This is a genomic window from Polaribacter sp. (genome assembly GCF_051251875.1).
GTDB lineage: Bacteria > Bacteroidota > Bacteroidia > Flavobacteriales > Flavobacteriaceae > Polaribacter.
Genome location: NZ_JBPOGL010000017.1, coordinates 35,043 through 59,079, shown reverse-complemented (window position 1 = coordinate 59,079; position 24,037 = coordinate 35,043). Strand labels below are relative to the sequence as shown.

Below are 24,037 nucleotides of genomic sequence, written 5' to 3'. Positions count from 1 at the left end.
AAATTTACTGCAATTTAATAGCTTTTTGAACAGAAATCTTTTCTCCATTATTAAAAGCGACTATAAATGCAGATTTATATCCTTTTGTTTTAGCTGTTTGTAGAGACTTTTTTACTTCATTATAATTAGAAGAGGAGCCATAATAATATTTATAAAAAGTATTTACTTTTATTCTTTCTACATCTTTTAACCCTTTAAAATTATATGATTTTGTAGTCAACTTGTTTTTTCCGGAAGCAATCTGTACTTTATACAAAATACTAGAATCACCATTTGTATCTACCACATTATCAGAAACCGTATTTAATTTTAAATTGTTAATGTAATTCCCTATGGCATCGGCAATAGAATTTCCCATTTTTAGTTGTCCTCTTTTTGAATTTAAGAACCTACCTTCTATTTTATTGGTTAAAAAACCTAATTCTACCAAAACACTAGGCATAATAGTTTCTCTTAACACCTGAAAATTATCTTGTTTTACTTTTCTGTCATGTCTCTTTAATTGAGACGTAAAATTAGTTTGTATTAAACTAGCAATGGTTAAACTTTTGTCTAAATTTTCTTCTTGTAAAAGAGACAATCCTATTACAGATTCTGCAGAATTAGGATCAAAACCTATATATTTATCCTTATAATTATCTTCTAAAAGGATTACGGCATTTTCTCTTTTGGCTATTTCTAAATTCTGTTTATTGCCTCTTAACCCCAACACAAAAGTTCCTGCACCGTAAGCATTAGACGTATGAGAATCGCAATGAATAGAAACAAATAAATCTGCTTTTGCATGATTTGCAATATCTCCTCTTTTCCATAAATCTATAAAAACATCGCTACTTCTAGTGTAAATTACTTTTATATCCTTCTTTTTTACCAATTCCTTACCAACAACTAAAGCTACTTTTAAAGCAATATTTTTCTCTTTGTAACCGTTACCCAAATTACCAGGGTCTCTACCACCATGACCAGCATCAATAACAACAACGTATTTTTTTTGTGCTATTACGGATGAAAAATTCATAAGAAAAAAGAATATAGTCAGAAAAACAAAAGTATTTTTTGCTTTGATATTAATTTTGTGGTTTTGTAGGAATCGCATCAATAAAATTTAACTAATTTTGGCATCGTAAATTTGGTGTTTCAAATATTGAGCCATATTTTTACTTCCATACAAAAATAGCATTTAAAGCATTGCAAACAAACCTATCATACCTACTTTTATTTTGCGCTATCTTTTTAATAAGGATTACTCAAGCACAAGATATAAAACCGACAAAAAACACTGTAATTAATGCTGTAAAAAAAGACAGTATTATATCTAAAAAAATAGATTCTTTAGCTCTTAAAGAAATAGATACTATTGCCGTAGACTCTATAAAACCTAAAGAGAGTATAGAAGATTTAATTACTCATGTTGCCAAAGACTACACTACACAAAACGCTAAAGAACAAACCGTTACACTTTATAACGAAGCGCAAATTGTTTATACAGACATTGATTTAAAAGCAGGAAAAATAATTATAGATTATAAGAAAAATACCTTGTTTGCCAAAGGAATAATGGACAGCACTGGCTATGTTCAAAAACCGGTTTTTAAACAAGGAAATCAAGAATCTGAACAAGACTCTATGATCTACAACTTTAAAAGTAAACGCGCTATAATTTATGGTTTAAAGAGTAAACAAGGAGAAATGTACACCTATGGAGAAAAAACAAAACGTGTAAACGACTCTACAATTTACGTAAGAAATATAAAATTTACCACTTCAGAGAAAGAAAACCCAGATTATTATATTGCCACCAACAAAGCAAAATTAGTGCCTGGTAAAAAAATAATTGTGGGTTCTAGTAATTTGGTTTTAGCAGATGTACCAACTCCTATCTTTTTACCTTTTGCCTATTTTCCTTTAACTGAAAAGAGTGTTTCTGGTTTTTTAATTCCAGCTTTTGATACTGGGAGTTCAGATAGAGGAATAGGAATTCAAAATGGTGGATACTATTTTTCTATTAATGATTATTTTGATTTAACTGTTTTGGGAGATGCTTATTCTAACGGAAGTTGGGGCGCCAGAATTAGTTCTAACTACAAAAAACGATATAAATTTAGCGGTTCTTTTAGTTTAAATTTTGAAAATAATATTAGTGGCATTAGAGGTTTTGATGATTATTCTAAAGCCAATAACTTTAATATAAGATGGTCTCATAGTCAGGATTCTAAATCTAGCCCAAATTCTAGATTTGGCGCATCTGTAAACTTAGGAAGTAGCAAGTTTTTTAGAGAATCTTTAAATCAATTAAACCTTTCGCAGACACAAACAAATACATTTAATTCTTCTATTAATTATAGTAAAACTTTTGTAGGTACACCTTTTAATATGAGTTTAACAGCCACTCATCAACAAAACACCAATACAGAAAAAATAACAATGACATTGCCGTCATTAACGGTAAACATGAATAGAATTTACCCGTTTGCAGGTAAAGGTGGCGTGCAAAAAACTCCTATTCAAAAAATGGGTTTTAATTATACATTACAAGGTCAGTATTTAATTAATACTGATGATGATAATTTTTTTACCAGTAAAATGTTTGAAACTGCAAGATCAGGAATGCAACATAAAACAGGTACAAATACCAACATAAAAGCATTTAAGTATTTTACCGTTTCACCAAGTGTAAATTATGAAGAAACCTGGCAGTTTGATTATATTCAAAAAGAGTATGACATTACAGAAAATGTAGTAGTTACAGATACTTTACGAGGTTTTAAAAGTTATAGAGAATACAATGCAGGGGTAAGTTTATCTACAAACATTTATGGTACTTTTAACTTTAAAAAAGGACGATTAAAAGCAATAAGACACACGTTTAGACCTTCTATTTCTTATTCTTATAGACCAGATTTTAAAGACAAATACTTAAAACAAGTACAACAAAGTGCAGATGCTACAGATTTATTAGATTACACCGTCTTTGACCAAGGTATTTACGGAACTCCTTCTTCTGGGGTAAGCAATTCAATAGGGATTTCATTAAACAACGTTTTGGAAGCCAAAATGGCTCCAAAAGACCCCGATAGCGATGAAGAAGATGAGAAAGTTACACTTTTAAATAACTTAAATTTTAGTAGTTCTTATAATATGACAGCAGATAGTTTACGCTGGTCTCCTGTAAGTTTTTCTACAGGAACTCGTTTGTTTAAAGACAAATTATCTTTAAACCTTAGCGGTTCTATGGACCCATACAAAGTTGTAGCTTCTTCAACTGGTTCTGCTATTAGAATAAATGAATTTAATGCTAACATATTAAGATTAACAAACGCTAGTTTAACAGCAAGTTATGCCATTTCTAGTAGCGATTTTGATAAGGACGGGAAGGTAAAAAAAGACAATACTAGTGGTAATGGTGCTCAAAATACACCTGATATTATTGGTGCAGATATTAATCCTACAGATAGCTTTGGACAAAGAAATAACAATAATTCTGATAAAAAAGACAAAAAAAATCTCACAAAATTATTTACAGCAGACATTCCCTGGTCCATAAATTTAGCGTACTCTACAAATTATACCAACAACGGCTTAGATGGCGGAGAAATTGGTGTTCACAGTATTATGTTTAGTGGTAATGTAGAACTTTCACCAAAATGGAAAATGGGTTATTCTTCTGGTTATGACGTAAAAGGAGGTGCGTTTACATTTTCAAGATTTAACTTTACCAGAGATTTAGACAGTTGGCAATTTAATTTTAATTGGGTTCCTTTTGGTACAAATTCTTCTTACACCTTTTTTATTGGTGTAAAATCTTCTATGCTTTCAGATTTAAAATGGGATAAAACAAAACCAGCAGATAAAACTTTATTTTAGTACCCAAAATTAAAAAATAGAATAGTCATACTACCTTTTGACTTTGAAACTTTAAACCTTTGAACAAAAATGAAAAAAATAATCACCACCACCAAAGCACCAGCTCCTATTGGGCCATATAACCAAGCAGTATTAAGCGGAAATACGTTGTATACATCCGGACAAATTGCCATTAATCCTGAAACAGGAGAATTGGTTTTAGACTCTATTTTAAAAGAAACAACACAAGTAATGGAGAATTTAAAAGAAGTATTGGCTGCTGCTGAAATGACTTTTGAAAACGTAATTAAAACCTCCATTTTTATTTCTGATATGAATAATTTTGGAGAAATAAATGCCGTTTACGGGCAATATTTTAATGAGGAAACAGCTCCCGCAAGAGAAACTGTAGAAGTTGCAAACTTGCCTAAATTTGTAAATGTTGAAATTAGTGCAATTGCAGTAAAATAATTTTCAACATTCAAAATAGCGCAAAAAAACCTCACAATAGTTACTGAAAAAAAATCAGTAGTAATTGTGAGGTTTCTATTTCTTTTTCCGCTTTCGCGGGATAAAAATCTTACTGAATACTTGGTACGTTTACCACTTCATTTACATCAGCATCATAATCTACACCTGCTACTTTAAAGCCGAAAAGGTTGTAAAAATCGTTGCTATATCCTTCTAGATCTCCAATTTCAGATACGTTTTCTGTTGATGCAGTTTCCCAAAGTTTTACAACTTCTGCCTGCACATCTTCTCTCATCTCCAAATCGTCAATTCTAATTCTTCCTTTTTTATCCAAAGCTAAATCTCCACCAAACAAACGCTCACTATACAAACGTTGAATTTGCTCTATACAACCTTCATGAATTCCTTTTGCTTTCATTACTTTATACAATAATGAAATATATAATGGAATAACAGGTATTGCGGAACTAGCCTGAGTTACTAATGCTTTATTTACAGAAACATAGGCTTTTCCTCCAATCGATTTTAAATCGTCTGAAATGGTAAAAGCAGTTGCTTCTAAATGATCTTTTGCCGCTCCAATTGTACCGTTTCTATAAACAGGTTTTGTAACTTCTGGGCCAATATAAGAATAAGCAACAGTTGTAGCTCCTTCTGCTAATAAGTTTTCTGATTGCAATGCGTCCATCCACATTTTCCAATCTTCACCTCCCATTACGTTAATGGTATTTTCTACATCTTCTCCTTCAGCAGGATTTATTGAGATTTCAGAAACATTTCCTGTATGAAAATCTACCGTTTTATTAGAAAAAACATCTCCAATTGGTTTTAAAACCGACTTGTATCTTACTCCTGTTGTTGGATGCGTTCTTACTGGTGATGCTAAACTGTAAATTACCAAATCTATTTGACCTAAATCTTCTTTAATTAAGTTGACAACTTGTTCTTTTATTTCATTAGAAAACGCATCTCCATTAATACTTTTTGCATATAAACCTGCAGCATTTGCTTGTTTTTCAAAAGCTGCCGTATTGTAAAAACCAGGAGAACCTGGTCTGCCTTCTGTTGCTGGTTTGTCAAAGAAAACACCAATTGTAGCTGCATCAGAACCAAAAGCACTTGAAATTCTTGAAGCCAATCCAAAACCTGTAGAAGCACCAATTACTAGCACTTTTTTTGCTCCGTCTATTTTTCCTTTCGATTTTACATATTCTATTTGATTGATCACATTTTGCTCACAACCTGTTGGGTGCGATGTTAAACAGATAAATCCTCTTGTTCTTGGTTCTATAATCATTTTTACTGTTGTTAGTTTTGTTAAATTTGCCAATACTAGGAAGCATGACAAAGTACTCTGTTCTTATAACTTTTAGATTGCCACCTTGTTCCACGTCGCAATGACAAAGCTAATTATTTTATTTATTCAAAAAAGAATTTACATTCTTTTCAATTCTATTCAATACATTTTCTGTTGATGCTTTTACAAAAGTTTCTCCAGTAATTTGCTCGTATAATTCTATATATCTGTTAGAAATTTCAATAACTTTTTCATCGTTCATTTCTGGCACTTGTTGTCCTTCTTTTCCTTGAAAACCGTTTTCAATTAACCATTGACGTACAAATTCTTTAGATAATTGCTTTTGTGCTTCTCCTTTATCTTGTCTTTCCTGATAACCATCAGCATAAAAGTAACGAGAAGAATCTGGCGTATGAATTTCATCAATCAATACAATTTTTCCTTCTTTAGTTTTTCCGAATTCATATTTAGTATCCACTAAAATCAATCCTCTTTTTGCAGCAATTTCTGTTCCTCTGGCAAACAATTTACGTGTAAAATCTTCTAAAACCAAATAATCTGCTTCAGAAACAATTCCTTTAGACAAAATATCTTCACGAGAAATATCTTCATCATGCTCGCCGTTATCTGCTTTGGTAGATGGTGTAATTAAAGCTTCTGGAAATTGATCATTTTCTTTTAACCCTTCTGGCATTGCTACACCACAAAGTGTTCTTTTTCCTGCTTTGTATTCACGCGCTGCATGACCAGACATGTAACCACGAATAACCATTTCTACCTTAAACGGCTCACATAAATGACCAACAGCCACATTTTCATCCGGATTTGCAAGCAACCAATTAGGAACAATATCTGCTGTATCATTCATCATTTTTGTTGCAATCTGATTTAAAATCTGTCCTTTAAACGGAATTTGACGAGGCAAAACAACGTCAAATGCAGACAATCTATCTGTAGCAATCATTACCAAAACGTCATCATTAATATTGTAAACTTCTCTTACTTTACCTATGTATACAGACTTTTGGTTCGGAAATTGAAAATTAGTATTGTTAATTGTATTCATTATTATTTTGTTGTTTGTTGATGTTGCAAAAATAGTATTTTAAAAATATTAATTTCCTTTCTTTTCAAGTACTTTTATTTGCCTTAGATTATCTGCAATTGGTGTTGCAGTAATTACTTTTTCTCCAGGGATAAAATAAAAAAAATAAGCAGAGTTTTGTCCTATCTTTCTTACATCTAATTTTGTATTGTCTTTAAACACCAATGTGTAATTTGGTATAATTTCTTCTTTGGTATATTTCTGCTTCATGCCTATTCCCATACCCGTTCTCATAGAAATAAAAAGTAAAAAAAAGAGAATCATCATTCCATCAATACTATTCTTTTTTTTCTCAAACACTTCATATTTTTTATCCCATTTTTCTATATTATATATTTTTTGATACCATTTTTTAACTCTAAAATATTTATATAGTGGAAACATCCATTTTGTAAAATATTGGCGCATCAACCAAAACATGAAGACAAGAAAGATAGAAATTTTCCAATTATTAGTTAATAAACTGATTGGAGACATTAAAGCATCTAAGATTGTAGTGTAGTTTAAATAAGAAACACCAAAAATACCATAGAAAATAGCATCACTAACAATTCCTAAAATTATGAGATATAAATAACCAATATAAAAGTAATCTTGTAGGCCTAATTTGTCTTTTTCTATTTTTATCATTCGGTTTCTATACTTTTATAAGCACTAATAATTTTTCTAACCAAACGGTGTCTTACCACATCCTTGTCATCTAAATACACTTGTGCAATACCTTCTATATCTTTTAAAGCCAATAAAGACTCTTTTAAACCAGAAATTTGTTTTCTTGGTAAATCTATCTGACCAGGATCTCCGGTAATAATAAACTTGGCGTGTTTTCCCATCCTTGTTAAAAACATTTTCATTTGATTGTGGGTTGTATTTTGTGCTTCGTCTAAAATTACAAATGCATTGTCTAAAGTTCTACCTCGCATAAATGCCAAAGGAGCTATTTGAATAACGCCTTTTTCTAAGTGAGATTCTAACCTTTCATGCGGTATCATATCTCTTAAAGCATCATACAAAGGTTGCATGTAAGGATCTAATTTTTCTTTTAAATCTCCGGGAAGAAACCCTAAATTTTCACCAGACTCTACCGCAGGTCTTGTTAAAATAATTCTTCTAACTTCTTTTTCTTTCAACGCTTTTACCGCCAACGCAACTGCCGTATAGGTTTTTCCCGTTCCTGCAGGGCCAACAGCAAACAGCATATCATTTTTAGCCATTAGTGTAACCATTTTACGTTGATTCTCTGTTTGAGGTTTTATCAACTTACCACTTACACCATGTACTAAAACATCTTTTGCATTTTTTGCTGCAACAGATTTTTCTTCATTTCCATTAGAAGTTAAAATTCTCTCAATACTATTTTCATCCAACTTGTTGTACTTATTATAGTACTTAATTAAACGTTCTAAACGAATTTCAAATTCATCTAAAATATGTGGTTCTCCGTAAATTTTTAGTTTAGATCCGCGAGCAACAATTTTAATTTTTGGAAAGTATCTTTTTAATTGCTCGATAGTACTATTGTGTGCGCCAAAAAAATCTTTAGGATTGATTTCTGTTAGCTCTATAATGCGTTCGTTCAAATGTTTAATTTTTGATGTTAAATTACAATTTTATTTCAATCTAAAAATAGCGATTAAATTTTCTAAAATGATTAGATTTGCGTAAAATAGTTAACAACTTTTACACAATTAATTAACAGCGTCTATTTTATGTCTATAATCACTTTAACAACCGATTTCGGAACAAAAGACCACTTTGTTGGCGCTGTTAAAGGAGCTATTTATTCTGAGCTATCAGATGCAAGGATAGTAGATATTACACATGAAATTTCTCCTTTTAACATCACAGAGACTGCTTATATATTAAAAAACTCTTACAAAAGTTTTCCGGAAGGCACCATACATATTGTTGGTGTAGACTCAGAATTAAGTGCAGAAAACAAACATATTGCTTTAGAATTAGACAATCATTTTTTTGTATGTCCGGATAATGGTATTATTTCTATGATTGCTTCTGAAGTACAACCTTCAAAAATTGTTGAAATTAATATTCACGATCGCGTAGAAAGTAGTTTTCCTGTATTAGATGTTTTTGTGAAGGTGGCTTGTTTTATAGCAAGAGGTGGAAATTTAACTGTAATTGGTAAAGAAATTAAAGAATTTAAGAAAATTACAGAAATTAAGCCAAAGGTAAATGAAGAACAAAACCTAATTACTGGTGGTGTTGTTTATATTGATAATTATGGTAATGTTATTACAAATATTAGCAAAAAAATGTTTCAAGAAATTGGTAAGGGTAGAACTTTTTCAGGAACTGCAAGACGGTATACGTTTTCCAAAATATTTACCAGATACAATGAAATTACCGAACAAAAAAATCAAGATATCTCTCTGTTTGATGGTGATAAACTTGCGTTATTTAATGCTGCCGGATTTTTAGAAATTGCCATTTACAGAAGCAATTTAGACACCGTTGGTGGCGCTTCTTCTCTTTTAGGTTTGGCCTATAGAGATTCTATTAGCATTCAATTTTTTAAAGATTCTAATCCAACTTATACCTCAATTACTTAAATTTATGTTTGTCCGAATTGTAAAAATGAGCTTTCATAAAAAACACATTGATGAATTTTTATCCATGTTTGAAGATAAAAAAAAATTAATAAGAGCTTCTCATGGTTGTCAACTATTAGAATTATATCAAGACAAAACAAATCCTGAAATATTTTTTACCTATTCTTATTGGAAAACTACTAAAGATTTAGAAAATTACAGAAACTCTGAATTGTTTAAAGAGGTTTGGGCAAAAACAAAGGTATTTTTTAATGACAAACCACTGGCTTGGAGTGTTGATAAAAAAGTGAGTTTGCCATAAACGTACTGTAACAAAAATAAAAAAAGTAAACATTGAAATAAATGGAGTAAAAAAAATAAGATTAAGAACAAACAAATTTGCGTCTTTACTCCTTTAGAAGAAAAATAATAAGCAACAAGAAAAAAAGAAAAAAAATGAGTTACAACTTCAGTCCATTTCCTGTTTTAGAAACAGAAAGACTACTCTTAAGAGAAATTAATTTAGACGACACAAAAGCAGTTTTTGGGTTAAGAACAAGTAAAGATGTAAATGCTTTTATTACCAGAGACATTCCTAAAAACCTTGCTCAAACTAGAGGTTTTATAGATTCAATTTCTAATTTAGTTGCAGAAAATAATGGCATATTTTGGGTAATTCAATCAGATTTAAACGGAGAATTACTAGGAACAATTGGTTTGCGTAATTTTAAAATTGAAGATGATTATGCAGAAATAGGATATGAAATACATCCAGACTACCAACAAAGAGGGTATATGAACGAAGCTTTTCAGGAAGTTTTAAAATTTGGTTTTCAACAAATGAAATTAAAAACCATAGAAGCTTTTACACACAAAAATAATTCTCCTTCTATTGCGTTGTTAGAGAAACATAGTTTTGTTTTTCAGCCAGAAAGAATAGATGAAGGCTTTGAAGATAATCATATTTACAAATTAGTAGTTAGTGATTAGTTGTAATAAAACTGAACCGATAAGAAATGACAATAAAAGAAGCTATTTTACAAAGTTTAAGTGATATAAAAGGTTTAACAATTTCGAATCAAGTTTGTAAACATATAATTAAGAATAATTACTATGATTTTGGAGATGCAAAAACACCTCCTGCAACAGTTTCTGCTTTACTAGGAGATTTTATTAGAAATGGAGATTCACGAGTAAAAAGAATCAAAGGAAAAAATGGAACATTTTCTTATTATTTGACAAAAAATGAACCTGAAATAGGAATAGAAGTCCTGACACAAACTGAACCAACAGTAAAAAGAATAGATAAACAAAATTCTTATTCTGAAAGAGATTTACATTTGCTTTTAAGTACTTATTTGAAAAGTAGTAATATTTATTCTAAAACAATATTTCACGAACAATCGAAAAACAGTAAGGATAATCACCAAAAATGGATTCATCCGGATTTAGTTGGAATAAGTTTTTTAAATCTTCAATCTAAAGCAAGTCAAACACTTTTAAAGGCTGTAAACAGAGCTGATATTTTTAAAATTACATCTTACGAAGTTAAAAAAGAAATAAACACTGATTACGAGCTAAAAAAAACATTCTTTCAAGCTGTTTCTAATTCAAGTTGGGCGAATTATGGTTATTTAGTTGCGTTTGAAATTGCAGATAGTTTAAATGAAGAAATGGAAAGATTAAACCAATCCTTTGGAATTGGAATAATAGAATTGAAACATAATCCATACGAAAGCAAAGTTCTTTTTCCTTCAAAATATAAAGAATTAGATTTTAAAACAATTGACAAGCTTTGTAAGATAAATTCAGATTTTGAAAAATTTATTATTCAAACAGAAAAACTTTTAACTGCTAATGAAAAATACAGCGAATCAACGGAAAAGGAACTCGATGGATTTTGTGATAATTATTTTAAAAACGATTCTGAAATAGAAAAATATTGCAAAGAAAAGAACATTCCGAATGAATAAATTACAGTTAAAAAACTGTATAAATAATTGCTGTTATAAGCGTATGTACTAAAGTCCTCTCAAACTTTCTATCTATGATTTTTTTTGTTAACTTTAGTGCTTAAATCATTCTTAAAAAAGTTAGTTGTTTGTAAAAACAAGCACTTTACCACTATTTAAAAAATAAAAATTTGAAAGCCATTTTAAAAAAAGAATTCAACTCGTTTTTTACAACTCCAATAGCCTATTTAGTTATTGGAGTTTTCTTGTTGATGAACGGTTTATTTTTATGGTTTTTTAAAGACGGTTTTAACATTCTAAACGCTGGTTTTGCAGATGTTACTCCTTTTTTCTATTTAGCACCTTTGGTATTTTTATTTTTGATTCCGGCCATAACCATGAAAAGTTTTGCAGATGAATTTAATACCGGAACTATAGAACTTTTAAAAACAAAACCCATTTCTAATTGGCAAATAGTTATGGGTAAATTTTGGGCTTCATTACTATTAGTGGTAGTTGCATTAATTCCTACCTTAACCTATGTTTATACCGTTTATCAGCTAGGAAATCCTATTGGAAACATCGATTTTGGTAGTACAATAGGATCTTATATTGGTTTGTTATTATTAGCATCAACCTATACAGCCATTGGTTTATTTACTTCAACATTATCTAAAAATCAGATTGTAGCTTTTATATTAGGCGTTTTTATAACCTACATATTATATTATGGTTTTGATGCAATTTCTAACGCTTTAGGAAATAATTTAATCCTCAAAAAAATAGGAATTAATGAGCATTTTAAAAGCATTTCTAGAGGTGTTATAGACACCAGAGATATTGTGTACTTTTTAAGTGTTACCGTTTTCTTTTTATTCATTACTAAAATGCGCATAGAAAATGAATAAGAAGCTTAAAAATATTTCAATTTTATTGATTGGTCTCATCGTTTTAAACATCATCAATCAATCATTTTACAAACGGTTAGATTTAACTTCAGACCAACGTTACACGCTTTCAGAAACTACAAAAAACATTATTCATAAGGTTGATAAACCACTTTTTGTTACACTTTATTTAGAAGGCAATTTTCCTTCAGAATTTAAAAGATTACAGGTAGAAACGCGCCAATATTTAGAAGAATTAGCATCAGAAAATTCAAACATCAACATTCATTTCGAAGTTCCAGACAACCAACGCGAAGCACTGATAAAACGAGGAATGATGCCCAGTAAATTAACTGTGGAAGAGGAAGGAAAACTCTCTGAAGCCATTATTTTTCCTTGGGCAGAAATTACCTATCAAAAAAAATCTACCGTTGTTTCTTTGCTACCGAATGCTATTGTTGCTTCGCAAGATGAACAATTACAAAAAGCAATTGAAAACTTAGAATATAGTTTTTCTAACGCCATTAATGCTGTTACTCAAAAAAAGCAACAAAGAATTGCTGTTATAACCGGAAATGGCGAGTTACATGATATGTATCAATATAGTTTTTTAAGTGAAGTGGCTAAAAAATACAAACTAGCAAAGTTTACTTTAGATTCAGTAGCTACAAATCCGCAACAAACTTTAGAAGATTTAACAGCTTTAGATTTGGCAATTATTGCAAAACCCACACAACGTTTTACAGCAGAAGAAAAATTTGTTTTAGATCAGTTTATCGCCAATGGCGGAAAAACATTGTGGATGTTAGACAATGTGCAAGCAGACCAAGATAGTTTGTTTGCAAATGGTAAAATGTTAGCCTATCCTAGAGATTTAAATTTAACAGACATGTTATTTTCTTACGGTATTCGCATAAATACAACACTTATTAAAGACTTGTATTCTGCTAAAATTCCGTTAGCAACGGGCAAAGTTGGCAACCAAACACAATTTAAAAACTTAGATTGGTTTTATCATCCCTTGGTAATTGGAAACCCCAATAATGCCATTACAAAAAATATTACTGAAGTACGATTACAGTTTGCAAATCAGATTGATACTTTAAAAAATAACATCAAAAAAACACCCTTATTAATCAGTTCTTCTTTAACCCAAAAAGTAGGAACTCCTACCATTATAGAACTGCAATCTATTGCAGAAGAACCCGTTGAAGACGATTATAAAAGCGGACAACAATTGTTTGCTGTTTTGTTAGAAGGCAATTTTAATTCTGCTTATAAAAATCGTGTAAAACCTTTTGAAACAACACTTTTTAAAGAAACTTCTACATCAAATAAAATGATTGTTATTGCCGATGGCGATGTTGGAAAAAATCAAATTTTAAAGGGAAAACCTTTTGATTTAGCTACCGACAAATGGACCAATGAACAGTTTGGCAATAAGGATTTTCTTTTAAACGCTGTAGATTATTTACTTGATGATGTAGACTTGATGGAATTGAGAAATAAGTCTATAAAAATAAACATTTTAGACAAGCAAAAAGCCTACAAAGAAAGACGTTTTTGGCAGTTTTTTAATATTATTTTACCGCTTATTTTACTGTTACTTTTCGGAATCACTTTTAATTACTTAAGAAAGCGAAAGTATACTTAATTAAAGAAAATAATTTTGCTTTGTTTTCCTTCTTAAAAAAAATAGCAGCTAAAAAAAGTTCATTTTAAAAAATAATTGCTACTTTCAAAATTAAATTATAAAAAGGAAAAGATGTTAGAAAAAGCAATGAATTACGCCAAAGAAAAACACGCGCATGTAAATCAAAAATATGATGAATTTAGCTATGAGTATCACTTAAATATGGTGTATGAAGTAGCCCTAAAATTTATTCATTTAGTAGAAGCGCATGAACAAGAAAATGTGTTATCTGCTTGTTGGTTACATGACATTATTGAAGATGCCAGAGAAAGTTATAATGACGTAAAAAAAGTAACTAATAAAACCATTGCTGAACTTGTTTTTGCTTTAACCAATGAAAAAGGTAGAACAAGAGAAGAACGTGCAAACGACAAGTACTACAAAGGAATTAAAGTAACTAAAAATGCATCTTTTATAAAAATTTGTGATAGAATTGCCAATGTACAATACTCCAAAAACAGCGGTTCAAGCATGTTTGAAAAGTACAAAACTGAAAACGAAAATTTTATGTTAAAAATTTACATTCCCGAATGTAAAGAGATTGCAGATTATTTAAATGAAATTCTTGCTGAATAATCATCAATTTATAAAACTTTAAACTATTAGAAAACTACCCTTATTACCATTTGGTTTTGTTTATTTTTTCTGTTATCAACATTCAGAAAATGATACCAGCAAGTTTTCATTATATAATAATAAACCCAAAATTTTCCAACTAATTTCTACTCCATATTTTTTTGTTACATTAGTAACCTAAAAATCAAATTATTTTTAAATTATGAAAAACTTAAGAAAGGTAGTGCTATTTGTAACTCTAATTTTTGGAGCTTTAAGCATTACAAATGCGCAAACTAATGTAGCACACATAAACACTCAAGAACTTATTTCATCTATGAAAGAGATGAAAGTTGCCAAAAGTACATTTGACCAGCTTCAACAAAAATTAGGTGCAGATATTCAAGAATCTGTTACCCAATACAGAAATAAACTAACTCAATATACTAACGAAGCACCTACAAAAACTGCCGTTGAAAATGAAACCAGAAAAAAAGAATTAGCAGAATTAGAAGCTAAAATAGGAGAAGAACAAGCTGCAGCACAAAAAACAGCTGAAGACAAATATATAGCCTTAACAAAACCAATTCAAGAAAAAGCTTTAGCTGCCATACAAAAAGTAGGTAGATCATTAGGTTTTCAATACATCTTAGATGAAACTCCTGGTTCTGGATTACTTTTAGCCGAGGGTACAGATTTAATGACTGCTGTTAAAAAAGAATTAGGAATAAATTAATTCTAAAATTCTGCTGTTTTTCAAATTTTGGAATTACAAATGTTAGAGAAATTTTAATTAAAATTTCTCTAACATATTTTAATCAACTCTTCTATGGTTGCATTCATTTCTTCTATTGTAGTGTATTTAGAAAAGGAAAAACGAATAGAAGTTTTATCTGCTTCTTCGTCAAAAAGAATTTCTGACAACACATGAGAACCTTTATTACTACCGCTTTGGCAGGCAGAACCTCCAGAAACAGCAATACCTGCTAAATCTAAACTAAAGAGCATCATATCGTTTTTTAAAGGAAAACGAACATTTAAAATAGTATAACTACTTTTCTCTAGATCAGCAGAAAGGCCATTAAAAACAATGTCTTTTGATATTTTTTTCAATGCAGCAATAAAATAGATTTTTAAGTTTTCTATATAACTTTTATCTTCTTCTAGATTTACCATGGCAATTTCCAACGCTTTTTCCATTCCTAAAATTGCATGTACATTTTCTGTACTAGAACGCGCTCCTTTTTCTTGATTGCCACCGTGTAACATGGGTGAAATTCCAAATCCCTTTTTAAAATAAGCAAAACCAACACCTTTTGGTCCGTGAAATTTATGCGCACTTGCCACCATAAAATCTATAGGTGTTTTTTGTAAATCTATGGCATAATGTCCAATTGCTTGTACAGTATCAGAATGAAATAAAGCTTGGTGTTTTTTGCATAAATTGGCTATTTCATCCACCGGTAAAATAGTACCTATTTCATTGTTAATAAACATTAAACTTACCAAGGTTTTTTCTTTTGTAGACGATAATAGCGTTGCTAAATGATCTACATCTACACTCCCAAATTCATCAAGAGCTACAAAATCTAATGTAATATTATAGGTTTTTTTAAGGTACTTACAAGTATGTAACACCGCATGATGTTCTATTTTTGATGTAATAATTCTTGTGACTCCTAAATTTAAAACCGCATTGTGTAAAATTAAATTATCTGCCTCTGTACCGCCGGCTGTAAAAATAATTTCACTTGCAGAAACATTAAATTGCTTTGCTATCTTTATTCTTGCAGTTTCTACTGCAGATTTTGCCTTTCTTCCAAATTGATGCGTAGAAGAAGGATTTCCGAAGTTATCTTGCATAGAAGTATACATGATTTTTAATACTTCTTCATCAATTTTTGTAGTTGCAGCGTTGTCTAAATAGATTGCATTCATTTGGCAAAAATACGTTTTTATAGAGTGTAAAGAACAGACAAATTTAGAATATGATTTATAATTAAAGGTATTTCTATCTTACATATTTTCTTCCACAGAATAAACACTTACAAAAAAGAACATACCTATTTTAACTATTCGGATTTTGAAAAATGTATACTTCTGTAGCGCCCAAACCGTATTTTTTATAAGAGGCATCGTAAAATTTTACAGGATATTTATTTAATAAATAGTGCAACTCAGTTTTTAAAACACCTTCTCCTACTCCGTGAATAAATACAATTTTAGGTATTCTTTTACTAATTGCGTATTCTACTTTTCTTTTGGCTGTATCTATTTGCAGGTTTAGCATATCATAATTATCTAAGCCTTTTGTAGATTTTATAAGTTGATTAATATGTAAATCTACTTCTAAAATAACTTCATTTTTTTCCTTATTAAAAAAGCTGTTTTTAGGCTTTTTATGTGTAGTTTTTTCCTTTAAAAGCGGGTTGTTAATATCAGAAAATTTGGTTAACAAATGCTGTTCTTTATCAATTCTTACCAATTCTGATGCATGAAATTTAAAAACCATACCATCTTCTGTTTCAACTGAAATTTCATCCGCAGAAACTGCAATTACTTTTCCTTTTAAAACGTCATCTAAAACTGCAACATTATTACCAACTTCTAAATACATTCTTAACTTTATCTTAATTTAATTTGTTTATTTATAGAATATCTTTGTCGCAAAAATAACAAGATGAAATCAACCACAGCTACTTCTACCAAAAACTTCTTTATTGAAGCTAGCAAGAAAATAAAAATTAGTCCAGAAAGAAAAGTGCTTTTAGAAAATATTGCTGAACAAATTGCAAAAGAATATGTAAACAACAAAAGTGCAAACATTAACTTTATATGTACGCATAACTCTAGAAGAAGTCAGTTGGCACAAGTTTGGGGATTTTTTGCTGCACATTATTTTAATCTAAAAATCTCTTCTTTTTCTGGCGGAACAGAAACAACTGCATTTTATAGAAGCACTGTAAAAACACTACAACGTGCTGGTTTTATTTTTCAATTAGAAGATTTTTCTCATCAAAACCCTACCTATTTAATTTCTTTTTTGGGGGCATCTTCTTCTATTTTAGGTTTTTCTAAAAGGTTTGATCACACCATAAATACAACACCTTTTTTAGCAATTCTTACCTGTGATAATGCAGATGTAAACTGCCCTTTTATACCAAACGCAATTGCAAGACTTTACTTACCATTTGTAGACCCAAAATCTTCTGATGGCACTAATTTACAGGCAGAAGCTTATTTGAAAACAAATAAGCAAATTGCTGCAGAAATATTTTTTATATTTTCTAAAGTGAAAGACCTAGTTTCTTAAATTTCTAAATTTTTGTCATACGGAATTCGTTCTAAAATGTGATTAATTACATTAACACGAGCTTCTGTTTTACGGTTTGCACGTATTACTTTCCATGGAGAAATTTTTGTGTTTGTTTGTCTAAACATAGCATTTTTATATTCTGTATATTGCTCCCAAAGACCTTGCGCTTTTTCATCTAATTTGGTCATTTTCCATTGTTTTAAAGGATCGCTTTTTATATCTTCAAAACGCTTTGCTTGTTCCTTTTTAGAAATAGACATATAAATTTTTACCAAGTGAATGCCAGATTCTAGAATCATACGTTCAAAATCATTTACTTGATTCATAAAAATTTTATATTCGTCTTCTGTACAAAAATTATTTACGGGTTCTACAACTGCTCTATTATACCAACTTCTATCAAAAAAAACAATTTCTCCAGCTTTCGGAAATTGCTCTACATATCTTTGAAAATACCATTGAGATTGCTCATCTTCTGTAGGTTTAGGTAACGCCACAATGCGCATATGACGCGGATTAATACGTTCTGTTAACCTCCTAATTGCACCTCCTTTTCCGGCCGCATCTCTTCCTTGAAATACAATTATAATACGTTCATTATTATTTATTGCCCAAGTTTGTAAACGTATCAACTCTACTTGTAACTTTTGTAATTTACGTTGATAATCTACATATCTTATTGCTTTATCTGTATTATAAGGCTTAGATAATAATGCCAATAAGCCTTGTTTAGAATTTAATTTTTTTATTTGTTTTGGTGAAAGTTTATTTTCCATAGCTTAATCTACCTGAATATTTGAACGATAATAACGCATTACTACATTAGGATCTGGATTTAAAATTGTTGTTGCTTCTTGTTTACCATCATAATCAAATTGAGATAACACATGCCTCATAGCCTCTAATCTTGCCGTTTTTTTATCATTTGTTTTAATAATCATCCACGGGCTATAAGAAGTGTGCGTTTTAGAAAACATTTCTCCTTTATAATGTGTGTATTTATCCCACAGCAATTGGCCTTGTTTATCTACAGGACTAAATTTCCAACGTTTTAATGGGTTTTCTTTTCTGGCCTCAAAACGTATTAATTGTTCTTCTTTGGTAATAGACAGCCAAAATTTAATAATGACAACACCATCTTCATACATCATGTGTTCAAATTCTGGTACTTGTACTAAAAACTCTTTGTATTGTTTTTCTGAGCAAAATCCCATAACAGGTTCTACTACTGCTCTATTGTACCAACTTCTATCAAAAAAAACAATTTCACCAGGGTTAGGTAATTCTTTAATATATCGTTGAAAATACCACTGCCCTTTTTCTATTTCAGTAGGTTTGTTTAGGGCAACTAATCTACTAGAACGAGGATTTAAATGCTCCATAAACCGTCTAATATTTCCACCTTTTCCAGCAGCATCTCTACCCTCAAAAATTACAGCTACACGTAAATTTTCTTTAGAGATCCAACGTTGTAATTTTACCAATTCTATCTGTAATAAACGCAGCTCATCATTATATAACAGCGTTTTTTTTACATTATTATATTGGTTATTCTTCTGTTCAATTTCAAGCAATAAATCCTTATTATTTTGCAAATCTTGAAAATCTTGGGCACTTAATCCTACGTTCTGATCCATGTATTTAATTTGTTGCACTAAAATAACTACTTTTTTTTTATAATGGATAAAAAAGAGCAAATTAATGAAGTTATTTTATATTTGCTACTTATGAAACAGCTACTTTTTTTTATAATTTTAATTTGTTCTTTTTCAATTATCTCTCAAGAAAAATATTCCAAAGAATTTAGTTTTAAAAATGATAATGACCTATATGTTTCTACCTTTGATGATAGATATTACACCAATGGCATGTTTTTTTCGTACAGATATTTGTCTGAAAACAAGCAAGAAAATCAAGAAAAAAGAATTTTAGAATGGCAAATTGGGCATGAAATGTTTACGCCTTATAAAGCAACGGTTACAACTTTAAAAAACCATGACAGACCTTTTGCCGCTTATTTATTTGGCAGTTTTGGCGTAAAAAGAGTCTATAAAAATAATCAGATTTTTAACACTGAGTTACAAGTTGGAGTGCTTGGCTCAAATGCCTTTGGAGAAGAATTACAAGACTTTATACATGATATTTATGGCTTTAAAAAAGCTGTTGGTTGGAAATATCAAATTAAAAATGCAATTGGTATAAATATTAAAGCCAGTTACTTAAAACTTCTTACCAAAGATGCTGCAAATTTGTTTGACATATCTTGGGTAAACTCTGCAAAACTAGGTACTATTTACACCAATGTTTCAAGTGGTTTTATGGGTAGAATTGGTTTTAAACCTCTACAAAGTATTGCTAATTCTATTGCTTTTAACACACAAGTAAATAACAAAAACACCAGTTACAATAGAGAAACAGAATCCTTTTTATATATAAAACCAATGTTGCGCTATGCCTTTTATGACGCTACTTTACAAGGCAGTTTTTTAAATAAAAATAGTGTGGTTACAAATGAATTAAATCCTATTGTTTTTAATGTTGAAGTAGGATTTAGATTTACCGTAAATCGGTTTAATTTTGGTTATATTTTTAATTATAATACTAACAAATCTAAAAATTTACGCAAAGATACTGGCCATAAATTTGGTAGTATTATGATACATTATTTATTAAAATAGTGTCTCTAAGTTCTAAACAGATTAATTTGTTTTACAAGATAAATTATATTTTTTGAATCTTTAACTTTCAAAAAACTCATCTTTAAATCCAATTAAATACAACGTTTCTTGAGCTCTAGTAATGGCCGTATACAACCATCTAAAATAGTCTTTAGAAACTCCTTCTGGCAAATAAGGTTGCTCTATAAAAACAGTTTTCCATTGTCCTCCTTGAGATTTATGACAGGTCATGGCATACGAAAACTTTACCTGTAAAGCATTAAAGTATTTGTTCTTTTTAATGGCTAAAAACTGTTTAAATTTCGATTTTTCATCAGCATAATCCTCTTTCACTGCTTGGTATAATTTATTAGATTCTTCATAAGACAAAGAAGGACTTTCACTGGTTAAGGTATCTAACAACAAAACAGTTTCAAAAGGTTGCATTTGAGGGTAATCAATCATCCGCATTTCTACTTCTGCAAATTTAAAGCCGTATAATTCTTTAATAGAAAATAATTTTAAAACTTCACAAATATCGCCATTGGCAATAAAACCTGCTTCAGAATTTTCTTGCAACCAATAGTAATTATTTTTAACAATCATGATAAAATCTCCCGCAGAAATTTCATTTTCTTGTCCGCGAATATTTAACCTAATTTGGGCATTGTATAAATTGGCTCTTTTGTTAGAACGTACAATAAAAGCAGTATCTTCTATACCATTTTCATAGGCATTTACCAAAGCATCTTCTATATCATAACCATCTTCTAAACGAATGATATCAGGAAAATGGACATCAAATTTAAAAATGGTACTATTATTTTGTATCAACAATCTCAGCAAAGTTGCATTGGCTAAAATTCCAGAGTTTTCATGCTGGCGCATAACTTCATCTAACTCTATTTCTGTTACATTTTTATCAAAATCATATTGTAAAGTATCTGCTTCTAACGCCGGACTAACCGATAATTTTACAGGTGGCAACTGCGCTGTGTCTCCAATAAAAATTAATTTACAGTTATAGCCAGAATATACGTAAGAAATTAAATCATCTAATAATGAACTTGTATCAAACAATTTCTGATTTTGTTTACCATCCGGAATCATAGATGCTTCATCAACAATAAAAACCGTATTTCGATACTTATTTTTCTGTAAAACAAAATCTACAGAGCCATTTGCTTGTTTTTTTGGGAAATATATTTTTTTATGAATGGTAAATGCTGGTTTTTTTGAATAAATAGCAATTACTTTAGCAGCCCTACCTGTGGGCGCCAATAAAACAGCTTTTTTGTTTGCAAAAGCCAAGGTATTTACAAATGTACTTATGGTAGTTGTTTTACCTGTACCCGCGTATCCCTTTAATAAAAACAAGGCATTAGCGTCTTCATTAAAAATAAAATTGCTTAAAAGATGTAATAATTTACGTTGTTTTTGAGTTGGAGTATGTGGAAAAATTGCACGCAATTTCTCATAAAATTCAGCAGTTTTTTTTATCATAAAATAATTAAAGTAGTAAAGATACACTGATTTATCAATAAAAATTTTTATGATTAAAAAAAAATTGTAGATTTGCGAGAAGACTATTAAAAAAAATAAATAAAATGGGATTAGTAGGAATGATTATAGCGGCCGTTTTAGTTGCTGCACTTTTAGCAATTATTGTAGTTAAATTTTTACCTTTAAAATTAAGATGGATAGCATCTATTATTTTAATGGCAATAACCGTATTACTAGGTTACAAAATTTGGTTTGGAATTATGGAACCTATTAAATTTGGAAAAGATAAAGTAGTAAAATACGCCAAAGTAGTAGATAAACTAAAAATTATTAGAGATGCAGAAGTAAAGTATTACGAAGTTACTGGTAAATACACAAAAGACAAAGCAGGTTTAATTAAATTTATAGACACTGCTAAATTAGAATTAACAGAAACCAAAACTATTGTAGAAAGAGTAAACAAAGGTGGTGGTATTTTTATTGATGAAGAAAAAAGAGTTACAGAAATAACTGGGCATGAACCTGTATTAAAGTACTTTAAAAACAGAGATTATAAAAACATGTTTAAAGTACCTGGTTTAGATAATAAAGAATTTGAAGTTGAAGTTGGTACAGTAGAAAAAGTACAAGGTTTAGTAGTTCCTACTTTTCTAGTAAAAACACATAAAAAAGATATTCTAAAAGGGATGAACAATTCTTTGGTAAAACAAGAATTAGAAGCAATTGCAACAGATCAAATTAGAGGAGAATATGTTTCTGTTGGTTCTTTAGATGAAGTAACTACAGGTGGTAACTGGCCTCCTTCTTATGATAAGAAAGACGGTGCAGAAAAAGAATAGCAATACAACTGTAAAAAATACAGAAAACACAAAGTTATCCATCCAATTTAATTTGGATGGATTTTCTTTTTGTATTACAGAAATAGAAACAAACAACATCGTTTATTTTTCTGAATATACTTTTGACGAAACCCTAAAAACACCCGAAAATTTATTATTTAAAATTGAAGAAATTTTTAAAAATGACACTAATTTACAGCATAATTTTTCTTCAGTACTTGTAATTCATCAAAACAATTTAGCAACATTTGTTCCTAATACCTTTTTTAATGAAGATCATTTAGCACACTATTTAAACTTAAATATTAAAACATTAGCAACAGATTTTATTGCTTTTGATAGTTTAAAAACAGCTCCCATAAAAAATATTTATGTGCCGTATATAAACATCAACAATTATTTATTTCAGAATTTTGGAGAATTTGAATACAAACATCACCTTACTATCTTTGTAGAAAAACTTTTAAATAGTATAAATTCTGATGATAAAACAATGTTTGTAAACGTTTCTAAAAGCAATTTTGATTTGGTTGTTTTACAAGGTAAAAATGTACTATTTGTAAATTCTTTTGATTTTGAAAGTGATAAAGATTTTATGTATCACATTTTATTTACAGCAGAACAATTAAAACTGGCAACAGACAATGTTAAGTTATATGTAACCGGTAAAATAGAAGTTGAAGCTGATATTTATAAAATGCTGTATAAATACATTAGAAATGTGTACTTTTTAGAAAGTAACAATCCTATTTTTAACCATTTAGAAAGCTCAAAACATTCACATTATATACAATTAGGTTCATGAGAATTATTTCAGGAAAATTCAAAAGTAGACGATTAAACGCTCCTAAAAACCTGCCTGTTAGACCCACAACAGACATGGCCAAAGAAGGTTTATTTAATATTATAAATAATAATTACTATTTTGATAGCATTTCTGTAATAGATTTATTTTCCGGAACAGGTAATATTAGTTATGAATTTGCTTCTAGAGGTACAAAAGAAATCTACGCCATTGATGCTCATTTTGGATGTATTAAATTCATAAATTCTACGGCTAAAGATTTTGAAATGCCAATTAACACCATTAAAAGCGATGTGTATAAATTCCTAGAAAAAACAGCTTTAAAAGCAGATATTATTTTTGCTGATCCACCTTATGATTTTGAAACAGAACAATTTTTAAAAATTGTTGACTTCGTTTTTGACAGAAATCTTTTAAACGAAGAAGGAGTTTTAGTTGTTGAACACTCTAAACAAACGGACATTTCTACACATAAAAATCATAGTTACGACAAACGTTATGGTGGCAATGTTTTTAGTTTTTTTGAACATCTTGAATAATCACATTACTTTTCTTGTTTCATTTC

25 protein-coding genes are annotated in these 24,037 nt (G+C 29.8%); 15 read left to right on the top strand and 10 right to left on the bottom strand.

Going from position 1 to position 24,037, the window contains the following annotated elements; all coding sequences use genetic code 11:
* Nucleotides 1-4: 4 nt before the first annotated feature.
* Nucleotides 5-1,096: an N-acetylmuramoyl-L-alanine amidase family protein gene (locus ACSHW5_RS09380; RefSeq protein WP_435675866.1), complete on the bottom strand. Its 1,092-nt coding sequence runs from the start codon at nucleotides 1,094-1,096 to the stop codon at nucleotides 5-7.
* 92 nt (nucleotides 1,097-1,188) lie between these two features.
* Between ACSHW5_RS09380 and ACSHW5_RS09375 the strand changes: the two genes are divergently transcribed.
* Entirely contained in the window at nucleotides 1,189-3,864 is a 2,676-nt protein-coding gene (locus ACSHW5_RS09375) for a putative LPS assembly protein LptD (protein ID WP_435675865.1), read from the top strand.
* A gap of 69 nt (nucleotides 3,865-3,933) precedes the next feature.
* Nucleotides 3,934-4,314, top strand: coding sequence for a RidA family protein (locus ACSHW5_RS09370; protein ID WP_435675864.1), 381 nt, complete (start codon nucleotides 3,934-3,936; stop codon nucleotides 4,312-4,314).
* Between the two features lie 109 nt (nucleotides 4,315-4,423).
* Here ACSHW5_RS09370 and fabV read toward each other — a convergent pair whose 3' ends face one another.
* The 4 genes from fabV to ACSHW5_RS09350 form a co-directional block, all read right to left on the bottom strand.
* Nucleotides 4,424-5,611, bottom strand: coding sequence for an enoyl-ACP reductase FabV (gene fabV / locus ACSHW5_RS09365; RefSeq protein WP_435675863.1), 1,188 nt, complete (start codon nucleotides 5,609-5,611; stop codon nucleotides 4,424-4,426).
* Nucleotides 5,612-5,729: 118 nt separating this feature from the next.
* A complete protein-coding gene (locus ACSHW5_RS09360; protein WP_435675862.1) occupies nucleotides 5,730-6,677 on the bottom strand; it encodes a phosphoribosylaminoimidazolesuccinocarboxamide synthase in 948 nt (315 codons plus the stop codon).
* 48 nt (nucleotides 6,678-6,725) lie between these two features.
* Entirely contained in the window at nucleotides 6,726-7,346 is a 621-nt protein-coding gene (locus tag ACSHW5_RS09355; RefSeq protein ID WP_435675861.1) for a hypothetical protein, read from the bottom strand.
* On the bottom strand, nucleotides 7,343-8,296 hold the full coding sequence (locus ACSHW5_RS09350; RefSeq protein WP_435675860.1) for a PhoH family protein: 954 nt from the start codon (nucleotides 8,294-8,296) through the stop codon (nucleotides 7,343-7,345). Before ACSHW5_RS09350 ends, ACSHW5_RS09355 begins: the two co-directional genes overlap by 4 nt.
* 129 nt (nucleotides 8,297-8,425) lie before the next feature.
* Here ACSHW5_RS09350 and ACSHW5_RS09345 point away from each other — a divergent pair, with 129 nt between their 5' ends.
* The 8 genes from ACSHW5_RS09345 (at nucleotide 8,426) to ACSHW5_RS09310 (ending at nucleotide 15,088) form a co-directional block, all read left to right on the top strand.
* Nucleotides 8,426-9,286, top strand: coding sequence for an SAM hydrolase/SAM-dependent halogenase family protein (locus tag ACSHW5_RS09345; protein ID WP_435675859.1), 861 nt, complete (start codon nucleotides 8,426-8,428; stop codon nucleotides 9,284-9,286).
* Nucleotides 9,287-9,290: 4 nt separating this feature from the next.
* Entirely contained in the window at nucleotides 9,291-9,587 is a 297-nt protein-coding gene (locus tag ACSHW5_RS09340) for a putative quinol monooxygenase (RefSeq protein WP_435675858.1), read from the top strand.
* Between the two features lie 134 nt (nucleotides 9,588-9,721).
* Entirely contained in the window at nucleotides 9,722-10,255 is a 534-nt protein-coding gene (locus ACSHW5_RS09335) for a GNAT family N-acetyltransferase (protein ID WP_435675857.1), read from the top strand.
* Nucleotides 10,256-10,281: 26 nt separating this feature from the next.
* Entirely contained in the window at nucleotides 10,282-11,238 is a 957-nt protein-coding gene (locus ACSHW5_RS09330; RefSeq protein WP_435675856.1) for a hypothetical protein, read from the top strand.
* 170 nt (nucleotides 11,239-11,408) lie between these two features.
* Complete coding sequence (gldF, locus tag ACSHW5_RS09325) at nucleotides 11,409-12,125, top strand: gliding motility-associated ABC transporter permease subunit GldF (protein WP_435675855.1); 717 nt, start codon at nucleotides 11,409-11,411, stop codon at nucleotides 12,123-12,125.
* Nucleotides 12,118-13,758 carry a gliding motility-associated ABC transporter substrate-binding protein GldG gene (gene gldG / locus ACSHW5_RS09320; protein WP_435675854.1) on the top strand — a complete coding sequence of 547 codons (1,641 nt, stop codon included), beginning with the start codon at nucleotides 12,118-12,120 and terminating at the stop codon, nucleotides 13,756-13,758. The genes gldF and gldG overlap by 8 nt, the downstream gene beginning before the upstream one ends.
* A gap of 111 nt (nucleotides 13,759-13,869) precedes the next feature.
* Nucleotides 13,870-14,373 (top strand): phosphohydrolase, encoded by a 504-nt coding sequence (locus ACSHW5_RS09315; protein WP_435675853.1) that lies wholly within the window; start codon nucleotides 13,870-13,872, stop codon nucleotides 14,371-14,373.
* A gap of 202 nt (nucleotides 14,374-14,575) precedes the next feature.
* Nucleotides 14,576-15,088, top strand: coding sequence for an OmpH family outer membrane protein (locus ACSHW5_RS09310; protein WP_435675852.1), 513 nt, complete (start codon nucleotides 14,576-14,578; stop codon nucleotides 15,086-15,088).
* 68 nt (nucleotides 15,089-15,156) lie between these two features.
* On the opposite strand, the gene ACSHW5_RS09305 is transcribed toward ACSHW5_RS09310, so the two are convergent.
* The gene (locus ACSHW5_RS09305; protein ID WP_435675851.1) at nucleotides 15,157-16,290 is read right to left on the bottom strand and encodes a cysteine desulfurase family protein; all 1,134 of its coding nucleotides are present in this window, start codon (nucleotides 16,288-16,290) and stop codon (nucleotides 15,157-15,159) included.
* A gap of 130 nt (nucleotides 16,291-16,420) precedes the next feature.
* Complete coding sequence (locus ACSHW5_RS09300) at nucleotides 16,421-16,969, bottom strand: Smr/MutS family protein (protein ID WP_435675850.1); 549 nt, start codon at nucleotides 16,967-16,969, stop codon at nucleotides 16,421-16,423.
* A gap of 63 nt (nucleotides 16,970-17,032) precedes the next feature.
* Between ACSHW5_RS09300 and ACSHW5_RS09295 the strand changes: the two genes are divergently transcribed.
* A complete protein-coding gene (locus tag ACSHW5_RS09295) occupies nucleotides 17,033-17,665 on the top strand; it encodes a hypothetical protein (protein ID WP_435675849.1) in 633 nt (210 codons plus the stop codon).
* Here the strand turns inward: ACSHW5_RS09295 and ppk2 (ACSHW5_RS09290) are convergent.
* Together ppk2 (ACSHW5_RS09290) and ppk2 (ACSHW5_RS09285) are read right to left on the bottom strand one after the other, a co-directional pair.
* Nucleotides 17,662-18,444: a polyphosphate kinase 2 gene (ppk2, locus tag ACSHW5_RS09290; protein WP_435675848.1), complete on the bottom strand. Its 783-nt coding sequence runs from the start codon at nucleotides 18,442-18,444 to the stop codon at nucleotides 17,662-17,664. The two genes, ACSHW5_RS09295 and ppk2 (ACSHW5_RS09290), sit on opposite strands and share 4 nt — an antisense overlap.
* Nucleotides 18,445-18,447: 3 nt before the next feature.
* Nucleotides 18,448-19,305 (bottom strand): polyphosphate kinase 2, encoded by an 858-nt coding sequence (gene ppk2, locus ACSHW5_RS09285; RefSeq protein WP_435675847.1) that lies wholly within the window; start codon nucleotides 19,303-19,305, stop codon nucleotides 18,448-18,450.
* Nucleotides 19,306-19,395: 90 nt separating this feature from the next.
* Here ppk2 (ACSHW5_RS09285) and ACSHW5_RS09280 point away from each other — a divergent pair, with 90 nt between their 5' ends.
* Complete coding sequence (locus ACSHW5_RS09280; protein WP_435675846.1) at nucleotides 19,396-20,346, top strand: lipid A deacylase LpxR family protein; 951 nt, start codon at nucleotides 19,396-19,398, stop codon at nucleotides 20,344-20,346.
* 60 nt (nucleotides 20,347-20,406) lie between these two features.
* Here the strand turns inward: ACSHW5_RS09280 and ACSHW5_RS09275 are convergent, their stop codons facing one another.
* Nucleotides 20,407-21,828 carry an ATP-dependent DNA helicase gene (locus tag ACSHW5_RS09275; protein ID WP_435675845.1) on the bottom strand — a complete coding sequence of 474 codons (1,422 nt, stop codon included), beginning with the start codon at nucleotides 21,826-21,828 and terminating at the stop codon, nucleotides 20,407-20,409.
* Between the two features lie 104 nt (nucleotides 21,829-21,932).
* On the opposite strand from ACSHW5_RS09275, the gene ACSHW5_RS09270 reads away from it, so the two are divergent.
* Genes ACSHW5_RS09270 through ACSHW5_RS09260 form a run of 3 tightly spaced genes read left to right on the top strand, consistent with a single transcriptional unit; the run spans nucleotide 21,933 to nucleotide 24,011 of the window.
* The gene (locus tag ACSHW5_RS09270) at nucleotides 21,933-22,667 is read left to right on the top strand and encodes a hypothetical protein (protein ID WP_435675844.1); all 735 of its coding nucleotides are present in this window, start codon (nucleotides 21,933-21,935) and stop codon (nucleotides 22,665-22,667) included.
* Nucleotides 22,636-23,472, top strand: coding sequence for a DUF3822 family protein (locus ACSHW5_RS09265; protein ID WP_435675843.1), 837 nt, complete (start codon nucleotides 22,636-22,638; stop codon nucleotides 23,470-23,472). Before ACSHW5_RS09270 ends, ACSHW5_RS09265 begins: the two co-directional genes overlap by 32 nt.
* Nucleotides 23,469-24,011 carry an RsmD family RNA methyltransferase gene (locus ACSHW5_RS09260; protein WP_435675842.1) on the top strand — a complete coding sequence of 181 codons (543 nt, stop codon included), beginning with the start codon at nucleotides 23,469-23,471 and terminating at the stop codon, nucleotides 24,009-24,011. The genes ACSHW5_RS09265 and ACSHW5_RS09260 overlap by 4 nt, the downstream gene beginning before the upstream one ends.
* Nucleotides 24,012-24,037 lie beyond the last annotated feature (26 nt).